We start from the raw sequence: 11,719 nt of genomic DNA, 5'->3' as shown, positions 1-11,719 counted from the left end.
GTTCGCCGTTGCAGCCCAGACCATCATTTCCCTGCGATCAGTGCGTCCAGCGATTGCTTCAGGCTGAGCATGCCCTCACGGATTTCGGTTCGCGAGGGTGCCTTGGTGCACAGCCAGGCCACGAGTGGTTTCTTTTGCGGAACGCCGGCGGATGGGATCAGTTTGCGGATGACGATCTTGCGCCCTCCGCTGGCGATGCGGATCGAGGCCATCATTGGAAAGAAAGGGGAGAGCTTGATGCCGGTGATCTCCTCTTTTTTTACAAAGAAGCGATCCACCGGGCTGCCTACAGACACGCCCTCGGGTGTGATGTCCACGTAATATTCTTCCCGGCTTCGCTTGGCCATTAAAAAGATCAGGCCCGCCCAGGTGGGGATGAGAAGCAATGCCAGGCTGCCCGCTGCCTTGAGGGCGATCTCGATGCCGTAGACGGCAATTTCGATGGCCAGTTTCAATGCAGTGGGTGCCTGAAAGGTGGTCTGGGCCACGCTTTCCATGAATCCCGGCATGATCTTCACCCATGCCACGGCCAGAACCAGCAGCTGGACAGCGAGCACACAGACAGCTGCCGTGCGTGCATACCGCCGCCGGGAAAAGAAGTAGCTGGCACCCTGCGGCGTTTGGGGCCAGCGCGTTCCGCGGAAGGCTGAGATGATGTAGTAGCGCAGCCCCTCGAAAAGGGAGTACATCACCGGCACCACGATCAGCGTCAGGACCGTGGCAAAACTGATGCCGAATATGATGACCACCCCGAGGCCTTCCCACAGCTCATCGGTAATGGTCAGGGTCACGATGCCGCCGATGGTTGAAACGGTGGTGGAGATGATCGGCCGGAGGCGCTGCTGGCCGCCGCTGACGATGGCCTCGAACATGCTCAGGCCGGTCTGGCGCATGCGGTTGATGCAGTCCACCAGAACGATGGAGTCGTTGACCACGATGCCGCTCAGACCCACCAGCCCGATAAAGCTCATGATCGAAAAATTGTTTCCGGTCACGTACAGACCGGCCATGGCGCCGACGATGGACAAGGGCAGGGCCATGAGAATGGCAAAAGGCTGGGCCAGCGAGTTGAACTGGGAGACCAGCAAGGTCAGAATCAGGATGGCGGCAATCATGTAAGCCAGGCCCAGACTTTCAAAGGATTCGGCGGTCTCCTCATATTCACCTGAAAAATCGAATTTGTACCCGGCCGGCAACTCCAGACGGTTGAGTTTGCCGATGAGTTCCTGGGTGATATCCACTGCGGACCGCCCCCGGTTGTTGGCGGATATCCTGACGATTCGACGCCGATCGGAATGGCGGATGCTGTTCAAGCCCTTGCCCTGGCTGTATTGGGCGATGGTCGCCAGGGGCACCAGTTCGCCGGTGTCGGAGCGCACCTTGATGGTGTCCAGCATCCGCGGACTGGTTCTGGACTCAGGTGAGAAACGCACCTTGAGGTCGTATTTCTTGGACACATCCTGCTCATCGCGAAACTCGCGGATGTCCAGGCCCGCCGTGGCTCCCCTGAGGGTGACGGCCACGGATTCCAAGGGTATCCCCATGGCCGCCGCCTTGGCGCGATCCACGGTCACGCGCAGTTCAGGGGCCGCATCCGAAAAATCATCCTGGACGTCCACAATGCCGTCGACGCCTTCCATCACCTGCCGGGCCTGGGCCGTCAGCGATCGCAATACGGCGATTTCCGGTCCCACGATCTTGATCAGCACCGGCGCAGCCGTGGGCGGGCCCCATTGGATGGCCCGGAAGCGGATATCGGCGCCAGGGATCTCCTGCAGTAGAGGGCGGATGCGCTCCTGGATGTCCCGATGGGAGGCGCGGGCGTACTCCTTGCCGTCCTTCAACTCCACGGTGACCTCCGCAAAGTGTGAAATGGTCGTGGTTCCGAAGGAGAATTCATAGGCGCTCTGGCCTCTTTGGCCGATCGTCGAGACCACCTGAACCGCTTCGGGAATGTGGTCCGCAACGATTTTTTCGACCTCTCTGGCAATGCCGTCGGTGACATCGATTTCCGTCCCCCGCGGGGTCGTCACGGTGATGTAGATGTAGTCGAAATCCGCATCCGGAAACATTTCGACCTTGACCAGCTTCAACGCCATCAGCCCGACAGCGGCCATCAGGCTGACCACGATCAGGCAGACCACCTGGAAGCGGTGATTCAGGGCCCATGAAACCCAGCGCACGTATAGTCTTTTAAGGCGTTTGAGGTCCTCCTCCGGCTTGACGATGAGTCCCTGTCGGGTCGTACGCTTCATCAACCTGCTGAGAATCAGCGGATTGGCCACCAGGGCCACTACCAGGGAAGCGGCCAGGGCGATGGTCACCGTTTTTGGAAGATAACCCATGTATTCGCCGGTGACCCCGGTCATCAGCAGCATGGGAAGAAAGGCCGCCATGGTGGTCAAGGTGGCCGAAATCACGGGCATGGCGATTTCGGCCGTACCGTCGACGACCGCGCTGATCCTGTCTTTGCCCAGCTGGTAGTGATGGTAGACGTTCTCGACCACGATAATGGCGTTGTCCACGATCATACCGATGCAGAGCACCAGCGAGAAGCGCACCATGTCGTTATTGGACAGACCGAAGACTTTCAGGAAGATGAAGGTCAGCAGCAGGGACAGCGGGATGGAAAGGGAAGTGATGACCGAATTGCGCAACCCCATGGCAAAATAGAGTACGACAATGACAATGATCAGGCCGACCACCGCCGAATTGTTCATCTGATCGAAGCCCTGCTTGATGAACTTGGCCTTTTCCGCCGTGATGGTGGTATGCACGCCTGCGGGAAAAGCGGCTTCCAGTGCCTTGAGTTTTTCGCGGACCTTGACGGTCGTCTCCAGAATGTTGGCGCCGTTGCGTTTCTTGATGGCGATGGATGCGGACGCCAGGCCGTTGACCCGGGAATAGCTGATGTCTTCGGAATGCCCGTCCACCACCGTACCCACATCCCCCAAAAAAACCACCCGGTCATCCCGGCGGATCAAGGGGACCCGAGCGTAATCGGCCACGTGCTTGATTTCGGTCAGCGTCCGAAGCAGCAGCCGGCGCCCCTGAACGTTGACCTGGCCGCCGGGGATGTTGACGTCCGATTGCCGCACGGCATGGTAGACATCCGGAATGGTCAGGCCGAACTGATCCAGCCTTTCCGGGTCCAGGTAGATCTGGATCTCCCGCTGCAACCCGCCGGCCACCTCCGCAGCCAGGATTTCAGGCATGGTTTCGAGTTCGTCGGCCACCTTTTCGGTCAGTTTCCTGAGCCTGACCGGATCGATATCGCCCACCACCGAAGCGATCATGATGGGGATGTCCGAAAAGCTGACCTCGTTCACCTCCGGGTCTTCAGCCTCGTCCGGCAGCTCTTTGCGGGCATCGGTGACTTTCTCGCGCACCTTCTGCAGGGAGCGCTCGAGATCCGCTTCGGCCTCAAAATCGATCACGATAACGGATACACCCTCGGCTGAATTGGAGCGCATCTCCTTGACATCCTTCAGGTCGCTGAGCTCCTCCTCCAGCGGCGCGGTCACCAGGCTCTCGATCTCGCTCGGCGATGCCCCGGCAAACACCGTGACGATGATCGCCACCGGCGCCGAGATCTCGGGTTCACCCTCTTTGGGTAAAGAGCGGTAGGCGAACATGCCGGCCACGATGGGCAGCGCGATGACCAGCAAGCCGGTAATCAGCGGTCGCCTCAATATAAAATGGAAGAAATTCAAAGGCTATATCCTACGGCTGGGGTTCCAGCGGTGACGCCAAACCCGATGGTTGTGTAAAATAGATAGAAGCGAAATGAACAATCGGGCGTCCGACGGGACCTCAGGGTTTGACAACCACTTCATCCCCCGGCGTGAGGTATTGGGCACCGGACACAACCAGGCGGTCTCCGGGCATCAGGCCGTGAAGGATTCTGACGGTTGACCCTTCCTCCCGCCCCAACGCCACTTCCCTGGCAACGGCTCTGTTGTCCTGCCCGATGACGAACACCTCTTTTCGATCCTCCCTGAAAAGCACGTTTCCCTGGCCGATCATGATTGCGTCGCGGATCACATCGGTTTGAATGGTGACTCTGGCGGTCAGCCCGGCCTTGAGGGTGAATTGCGGATTGTCCAGCAGAATTTCAACTTCGAAGGTGTTGGTGCGGCCATCCGCCTTGATCCCGATTTTGTCCACACGGCCGCCAAACGAAAGGTCTGAAAACGCCTCCACCATCACCTTGACCGGGTCCGCTTCATCCAGATGCACATAATCGTGCTCATTGATGTGGATTCTCACCCGCATGGTTTCCATGTCCGCAATACTCATCACCGGGTCGCCGACGGCCACGTTCTGACCGAGCTCGACCCACCGCTGGGACACATACCCGTCAAAAGGCGCCCCGATGACCGTTTTGCCGAGCCGGTGCCGGGCGATATCCACTACCGCTTCGAGCTGCGCGATCAGCGCCTGGGATGACCGGTATTCAGCCTCGGCCTGATCGAACAATTCCAGCGTAATGACGTTGTCGGGCAACAGGCGTTTGGCGCGTGCATAGTTGTTTTCAGCCACAACCCGTCGGGCCTGGGCGGAGCGAAGGTTGGCCTGGGCCTCGTTCAGTGCCAGCGTGTAGTCGGTGGGGTCGAGTTCGACCAGCGCTTCACCGGCATTCACCTGGGTGCCCACATCCGCATTGATCTGCATCAGGATGCCGGTCACCTGGGTGGAAACAACGACCTCCCGGTTGGGCACCAGCCGGCCCACCGATCGAACGATTACCGGCAGGTCCCGGCTGACTACTTTTTCTACGCGAACGGAGCGCGGTTTGGCCTGAGGAACCTCGTTCTCCGCAGAAGGGCCGCACCCGGACACCATTGCCAGTCCGCACGCAGCCAGCATAATAATGAGCAAATTTCTCATGAGTATGTCGAATCCTCATCTGCTTCAACCCGGTTTTGCACGATTGCTTTCCCGGAGAGCGGTGTATCGTTTAGAATCATTTATGTTAAATCATTATGAGAAATTGGGGGAACGGAGGGAAATAAACCCGAAATGCAGCGGAAAGTCAAGGCGCGGGGAGCCTGACCTTCCGGCATGCGGCCTCGGGGAAATAAATGAAGAAAGCCACCGATGGGGCGCATCGATCCGAAAAACGGTCAGCGATCGCGCGGTGGGACGGACGGATGCGCCAGGACGACAGCGGCTGTCACCTTCCGCGAAACCGGGCAACGGGTGAACAGGTAAGCGGATTTGCTATTTCTGATCGAAGCCGGACTGCCGGCCGGTCATGGTTTCGACGGCCACCTTGATCACCATCGTCGCCTTCAGCATCGGCTCGCTAAACGAATGGGGTCCCTCGGCATACTGGGCGGCGATGATCTCCAACGCCTGCCGCTTTTCCTCGGTCGTCTCCACCACGGACGCCTGGCCGAACCCGACCACGCTCTGGTAGCGCATGTCCCAGTCGCAGGGATCCGGGGCCGATATGGGTTCGGCCAGGATGTCGAACTCGAAACAGACCTTGGGGTGCCTTTGGATCAGTTCAACCTTCCTGCTCTTCTTCGACCCGTGGAAATAAAGGGTGTCGTCCCGGTAGCCAAAGCAAAGGGGAACGATGTAGGGCGTGTCCCCGTCGAGCATGCCCAGACGGCATACGCCGGCCTTGCGGATGATGGCTTCGATATTCTCTTTATTCACGGTGGCGAGTCTCTCCTTTTCCAATGCGGCGGTAGACGTGATGCATACGGGCGTCCTCTGCAACGATCCTTGCGCGTCGCCGTTCAGACAAGGCTGAACCCTTCATCGAGCCAGCCGGTTACGCCGCCGATCATTTTTTTAACCGGTCTTCCAAGCCTGGCCAGGCGAATCGCCGCTTTTTCCGTGCCATTGCAGTGCGGCCCCGCGCAATATACCACGAACAGGGTCTCCGGTGGGAAATCCTTAAGGCTGTTCTCGTTAATGCGCGGGTGCGGCAGGTTGATCGCGCCTTCGATGTGGCCGGCGTTGTAAAGCTCCTCGCCGCGGACATCGAGGAGGACGAAATCCTTGCGATTGTTAGTTATTGCATGGTGCACGTCCCAGCAATCGGTTTCAAACTCGAGCAAGCTTTGAAAATGTTCAAGTGCCCGCTTGGAATCCGCGGCATGCGGCCTGCTGACCGATGAACTCATGATATCTCCTTTGGTAGCCTATGAATGGGGGGTCAGTATATGAGGTTCTCTTTTATTTCGTAGTGCTGGGACCGCTCGTCATGACGTGAGAGCACTTTTCTGGCCTTGTCAGGCACATAGGATTTTTCATAGTCCTCGCCGGCGAATTGCTTCACGGCTTCCAGGGAATCAAACTTCATGATGGTGATGAACTCGACCTCGTTGCCGGTCGGTCTCCTCAAGAGCTGAATACCGCGGTAACCGGAAACGTTTTTGGCTGCGATGGCCGGAAAAATGTCAGTCCTCAGCAAGTTTTCATAGGTGTCGGCATTTTCCATGGTTGTCCACCCATGCCAGATTCTTGATATCATTGTACAAGTCCTTTGTTATCGGTTGAACCGCGCTAACGCGCGCATTCCCCGTGGTTTGCAGCGGGGCTGGCGAGCGAACTGAGAAACGGTTTTCATTCCCTTATCTTCCGCCCTTGCGTTTGCCGGGTCTTGAAGGTTGAGGGCGGCGCGGTGCTGATCGGGGCGGCTTTTTTCCGGCCTTGCCGGCTCTCCTGCCGGACCGGGATGTCGACCCCTGTCCCGGGTTTTTGCCGGAACCTGTCTTTTTTGCGTTGCGGGTTTTCGATTGCTTTTTGGAAGCCGTTCTTCTGGCGATGAGCGCTTTTATGTCTTCGTCCGCATTTTTTTCGCTGGACACGCTGTCGGGACGAAAGAGAACATAGTCCGGAACGTCGCTGTCCTCGGTATAGCCGTCAACCGTTTCCACCGGGATTTTCTGTTTGAGCAGTTTTTCAATGGCCTGAAGACAAGGCCTTTCTTCGGGGCTGACCAGCGAAACGGCAAGGCCGCTTTCACCTGCCCGGCCCGTGCGGCCGATGCGGTGAACATACTCCTCGGGGGCGCCCGGCATATCGTAGTTGACCACATAGGGCAGATCGCTGATGTCCAGGCCCCTTGCGGCCACATCCGTTGCCACGAGGATATGGATCTCGCCGTTCCTGAAGGCTTTCAGGGATCGTGTCCGGAAAGACTGGCTCTTGTTGCCATGCATTGCAGCCGCCCCGATCCCGTGGGCGGCGAGTTTCTCCGTGAGCGTGTCGGCTCCGTGACGGGTGCGGGTGAAGACCAGTGTCCGGCTCCAGTCTTCGCTGGTGATCAGGTGGATGAGAAGCGCGCGTTTATTGGATCGGTTCACCAGGTGAACCTTCTGGATTACCGCTTCGGCCGCCATATGGTGGGGTGTCACCTCGATATATTCGGGCGACTGCAGCATGCGTTCGGCAAGATCCCGGATCGGTTGGGTGTAGGTGGCGGAAAACAGCATGGTCCGGCGTTTCGTCGGTACCAGGTCGAGGATTTCGGAGATCTCCTGGCTGAATCCCAGATCCAGCATCCTGTCCGCCTCGTCAAAAACCAGAAACGCAATCCGGAAAAGATTCAAATGCCGCTGGCCGGCCAGATCCAGCAGGCGGCCCGGCGTGGCCACCAGAATATCGATGCCGCGCCGCAGCCGTTCGATCTGCGGATGGATGCGAACCCCGCCGTGAACCACCGTGCACCGCAGGGAAACCCGCCTTGCATAAGCCTTGATGCGCTCGCCCACCTGAAGCGCCAGTTCCCGCGTGGGGGTCAGGACAAGGGCGCGTGGGTGTCGCCCGTTGCCGTTCCCGCGGCTCAGGATTTCCACCAGCGGAAGGGCGAAGGCATCTGTTTTTCCCGTTCCGGTCTGGGCGCGGGCAAGGATGTCCCGTCCGTCGAGAATCACGGGAATGGCCCGGTTCTGAATCAGGGTGGGCGCGCTGTACCCATTGGCCTTGACGGCTTCAAGCAGTTCGGCCCGAAGGCCAAGTTGATCGAATGACATGGTATGATCCTGACGGGTTTCCATCCATTGATGGCCCCCATGCCGGGTCGCGGGGGCGTTCACCATGATCCACGGTGCTTGCCTGACCGGTTTTTTCAATCGGACACCCGGCGCCATGAAATCAAATGCAACTTGCCGGTCGATGACGGTTCACGGCGGCCTCACCGTTCACCGGGAGGACGGAGCGGATCATAACCGGTCAAGGCCAGGATGCCATAGGCGACGCCGATCGTGCTGAAGCTGCCTTGAACGGGCGTGTCGTTTTCATGACCGACGGGAACCCCGCCGAGGCTTGCGTAGGGAAGCCCCGCAGCGTTGTCCAGGGTCGAGGCCATGGCCATCACCTGATCGAGCAGATGCCTTTGCTTGTGAGCATAAAGAGACGCTTTTTCTTTGTCGCCCGCCGCTTCGAAATCATCCGATAACCGCAGGTAGGCGTTGGCCATCTGGAAAGTCCATTCCGGTGAAACCAGCGGGGGGCGCTTCAGCTGCCTGAGCGCCTCATGGTCCACAAAATCGAATCCGGTGACGGTTGCCTCCCTTCCATCCGGTGAGCGGTAGACAACCGTCGATAGGCAATTTGCCTCGACAAATTGAACCATCTGTTCGGCGGCTCCCGGTTCAATTGCATCGAGCCGGGCCACTCCCAATGCGGAGATGCCCCAGGCGTGAACATCGCTGGCCACGGCAAGATCGGGTTCGTGATGAAATCCGCGGTTGAAGCGGTGTTGCCCGCGATTCCATGCCACTTTTTTCAACCAGCGCAGGCAGCGATCCCGCCCGCTTTTAAAACGCCCCATGCCGGGTTGGCCCTGAAGCAGGTTGAACAGGGCGAAGGCATCGATGGTCGCCTCTGTCGCGAAGATCTGTTCAAAACCGGGCAACTGGGCGTCATAACCAAAATGCTGATCCCCGTGGAAGGCCGCGTCTCCCGGCGGACCCAGTTTGATTCCGCCATGGGTCGGGCTGGCGCCGTCGCTGTCTTGCAGGCCCAACGCAAAGTCACCAATCCATGCGGCAAAGGTTAAATATTTGTCGGCCGTCGTCGATAGGAAGAGATGGTAGGACGCCAATCCGAGCCAGATGTTGGCCCCTGTGCGCACCGACCAGTCCTTCCCGTCGTAGGGAGGGACAACGCGCACCGCCTCGATGACACCGCCTAGCCGGCGGGCGTTTTTCGAGGTGATATAAAAATCGATGATTCGCTCCGCCTCCCCGGGTCGATCCAGTGCAATGAACGCCAGGGCGGCAACCGCTGCGTCGTAGGTGAAACACCAGTCCTTGAATCGCCCATCCCCGACGTGACTCACCGGGAGTCCCGATTCGGCACCGCGGTGGGACACCAGCCAGTTCGCCAGCCGCTGAGCCTGCGGGTGAGGGGACCGCGGGGTATCTTTTGTTTGGGCGTGGACCGCGGCGGGCAAGCCAAAAGCGGCAAGGCCCAGGATCAGGATGGCCACGCGACGTCCGGTGCTGTTCACAACATGCATCTTTCGATGGGTGATTGGCAGTGGACGGTTGATCTTCGCAAGGCGAGCGATCGTGCGCACCTCGATTGGCACCGGCTGACCCATACTCTCACATCGAGGCTCGAATGGGGTGCGCCGACGAATGATCCCGCAATGGCGGGCACGGCTGCGGTCAACCGGCCTGCAAACCCGAAAATACAGCATTCGGGCATACAATGACAGAAGAAAGTCACCCGACCTACCCGGGCGGTTTGAATCGAGGAGTCCATCGACGCACCGATTTGCAGTATTGTTCATAGGTGCCCCCGAATTTATGCCGCAGGAACGGTTCCTCGACAAAGACGACCAACAGATGGAAAACGACAATCCCTCCGAAAAAGTAGTAAAACATCTCCAGTGATTGAAATAATAGCGCTTCTCCGAGAAAGATGAGACAGGCTGAAATGTAAATCGGGTTTCTCACATACCGGTACAGCCCCTTGACGATGAGATGTTGCGTATCCCCGGGCATGGGCGACCCCTTGGCGTCAATGATGAAATTTCGAAAACAGACCAAATATCCAATAACCCCCAAACCGATAAAGATATATCCGCTCAAGCGGAATCCGGCCAAACCCGCAATGACGGTATGGTTTTCAGCGGTGACAATCTTATAGGGGATATAGGCGACTACAAACACCACAATAAATGCGAAAAAAAATGTCTTTAAGGTGTTTTCGGTGAATTGGCTGCGTGACATGTCTGTCCTTTAACCGGTTGTCCGACGCTGCCGGTCAGCGCAAGCCGGTTTCCCTGCAGGTATTTAAAAAACAAGAAAATATTCCGGTCCGATTATAATCGTTGAACCTTTTCAGGTCCCGTCCGCCAGTTTAAACTGCCGCGGTATCCGTGCATTGCTTTTCAAAAAACAGGTCGTACAGGGCGGAAGAAGATTCTTTCTCGAGCAAAAAAGAATCGTCTTCCGGGTAATACTTGGCTTTTTCGGGATGCTTTCCGGCAAATGTTTCAACTGCATCCATCGAATCCCACACGGTAACCAACAGGAAGTGGGCCGCGTCTTCGTCGATTCGCCGGAGGAAATAGAGCTTCCTTAAGCCGTCTATGGATTCATAATCGGGTGCGGCGCGCGCTTTCAGAAATTCAGCGTACGCATCGGCTTGAGATGGATGGGTTCGTCCATGCCAAAGCCTGACGATGGCCGTTGAGCATCCCTGTGGAGCGTTTTCGCGGACGATCCTGTCCACGGTGACCCGTTTAAACGGATGGGGTTTGACGGTTTGGATCGCCAGCCCGGCCGCAATGGTTTCCCTGATCAGCGCCTCTGCCCCGGCTTCACCGATTCGTTTGCGCCATCGGGACATGCTGGACGGGTTGATCGGCGGATCGTGCTCGAAGTACTGCATCCCGCTCAAGTACTGCCAGTAGGGGTTTTCCACCCATCCACAGACGACATCCTTGTCACTGAGGCTGTAGATGGACTTCAGGTATTGCAGGGAGACCATCAACCGGATGCCGATAGCCGGCCGGCCGTTGCCGGGGCAATAGCGTTCAGTGAACGCGGCTTCCATGCGATTCCAGTCGACGGCCTTGGCCAATTTGACCAGCCCATGCCCGTGATCGATGATTTTCGTGAGTTCAGGACGGAACAGATCCCGTTGCCTGCTTTTGTGTCCAGGTTGTTTGGGTTTCATGGCTGAAATATGCCCTTTCGGGATACTGGTCGCCCCGTATTAATGATGAACGATAGAAATGTCTGCCAAGCTATGGACGATGCCATCCAATTTGTAAAACGTCTCTATCACTAATGATTGGTACGTTGCCAACGCCGCGGTTCACAGTTCGCGAGGTACGAGCGGTCGTTTGTGAAACCGCATGTTAAAACTTACAGATCCATCTTTTGTATGATTTCATCAATCTCTGGAAAATAAGGCTCAAACTCAGTGGTTTCAGGCATAAAATAATATCCCTTCAGCGCCAATGTTCTAAGCAATTCATTTCTTGCCTGCTTTAGATCGTGAAAATATTTTTTTTGTTGCATTAATCCTGGTTCGTATTTGTTAGAGACTTTGCTAAAAATAAATGGATTGGGTTCATCTAACATATCTGACGAATATGTTATTAGCTATGCAATTTCAAATCAACCAAGCGCCAATGATAAAAGAACCTTACGTCTGTAATGCGATTTTGAGCTATGAAAATCATGACATAGGCACCAAATAGGCTTGGATTTACAACATTTTTGCTAAATTTCTGATG

Annotated in this window: 10 protein-coding genes; all 10 read right to left on the bottom strand. The window is 57.0% G+C overall.

Annotated elements, in window-relative coordinates; all coding sequences use genetic code 11:
* Positions 1-23: 23 nt before the first annotated feature.
* Positions 24-3,713 (bottom strand): efflux RND transporter permease subunit, encoded by a 3,690-nt coding sequence (locus ACZCED_RS18800; protein WP_464861430.1) that lies wholly within the window; start codon positions 3,711-3,713, stop codon positions 24-26.
* A gap of 100 nt (positions 3,714-3,813) precedes the next feature.
* A complete protein-coding gene (locus tag ACZCED_RS18795) occupies positions 3,814-4,890 on the bottom strand; it encodes an efflux RND transporter periplasmic adaptor subunit (RefSeq protein WP_462970623.1) in 1,077 nt (358 codons plus the stop codon).
* Positions 4,891-5,223: 333 nt separating this feature from the next.
* Positions 5,224-5,667, bottom strand: coding sequence for a pyridoxamine 5'-phosphate oxidase family protein (locus tag ACZCED_RS18790; protein ID WP_464861429.1), 444 nt, complete (start codon positions 5,665-5,667; stop codon positions 5,224-5,226).
* Positions 5,668-5,750: 83 nt separating this feature from the next.
* Positions 5,751-6,140 (bottom strand): rhodanese-like domain-containing protein, encoded by a 390-nt coding sequence (locus ACZCED_RS18785; RefSeq protein ID WP_464861428.1) that lies wholly within the window; start codon positions 6,138-6,140, stop codon positions 5,751-5,753.
* A 32-nt stretch (positions 6,141-6,172) separates the two neighbouring features.
* Positions 6,173-6,490, bottom strand: a complete 318-nt coding sequence (locus ACZCED_RS18780; protein WP_464861427.1) for a hypothetical protein — start codon at positions 6,488-6,490, stop codon at positions 6,173-6,175.
* A gap of 100 nt (positions 6,491-6,590) precedes the next feature.
* On the bottom strand, positions 6,591-7,994 hold the full coding sequence (locus tag ACZCED_RS18775) for a DEAD/DEAH box helicase (protein WP_464861426.1): 1,404 nt from the start codon (positions 7,992-7,994) through the stop codon (positions 6,591-6,593).
* 161 nt (positions 7,995-8,155) lie between these two features.
* Positions 8,156-9,475, bottom strand: a complete 1,320-nt coding sequence (locus tag ACZCED_RS18770; RefSeq protein ID WP_464861425.1) for a hypothetical protein — start codon at positions 9,473-9,475, stop codon at positions 8,156-8,158.
* A 226-nt stretch (positions 9,476-9,701) separates the two neighbouring features.
* Positions 9,702-10,202 carry a methyltransferase family protein gene (locus ACZCED_RS18765; RefSeq protein WP_464861424.1) on the bottom strand — a complete coding sequence of 167 codons (501 nt, stop codon included), beginning with the start codon at positions 10,200-10,202 and terminating at the stop codon, positions 9,702-9,704.
* Positions 10,203-10,332: 130 nt separating this feature from the next.
* Positions 10,333-11,154 carry a transposase gene (locus tag ACZCED_RS18760; protein WP_464861423.1) on the bottom strand — a complete coding sequence of 274 codons (822 nt, stop codon included), beginning with the start codon at positions 11,152-11,154 and terminating at the stop codon, positions 10,333-10,335.
* Positions 11,155-11,345: 191 nt separating this feature from the next.
* On the bottom strand, positions 11,346-11,564 hold the full coding sequence (locus tag ACZCED_RS18755; protein WP_464861422.1) for a hypothetical protein: 219 nt from the start codon (positions 11,562-11,564) through the stop codon (positions 11,346-11,348).
* Between the last annotated feature and the right edge of the window lie 155 nt (positions 11,565-11,719).

It is taken from the genome of Desulfosarcina sp., from assembly GCF_055467485.1.
This window is presented reverse-complemented; position numbering and strand designations above follow the sequence as displayed.

What these genes read in the sequence shown, in the direction of transcription:
- ACZCED_RS18795 (WP_462970623.1), bottom strand. Translation starts at nt 4,890, where the DNA reads ATGAGAAATTTGCTCATTATTATGCTGGCTGCGTGCGGACTGGCAATG.
- ACZCED_RS18785 (WP_464861428.1), bottom strand. Translation starts at nt 6,140, where the DNA reads ATGAGTTCATCGGTCAGCAGGCCGCATGCCGCGGATTCCAAGCGGGCA.
- ACZCED_RS18780 (WP_464861427.1), bottom strand. Translation starts at nt 6,490, where the DNA reads ATGATATCAAGAATCTGGCATGGGTGGACAACCATGGAAAATGCCGAC.
- ACZCED_RS18775 (WP_464861426.1), bottom strand. Translation starts at nt 7,994, where the DNA reads ATGTCATTCGATCAACTTGGCCTTCGGGCCGAACTGCTTGAAGCCGTC.
- ACZCED_RS18765 (WP_464861424.1), bottom strand. Translation starts at nt 10,202, where the DNA reads ATGTCACGCAGCCAATTCACCGAAAACACCTTAAAGACATTTTTTTTC.
- ACZCED_RS18760 (WP_464861423.1), bottom strand. Translation starts at nt 11,154, where the DNA reads ATGAAACCCAAACAACCTGGACACAAAAGCAGGCAACGGGATCTGTTC.
- ACZCED_RS18755 (WP_464861422.1), bottom strand. Translation starts at nt 11,564, where the DNA reads ATGTTAGATGAACCCAATCCATTTATTTTTAGCAAAGTCTCTAACAAA.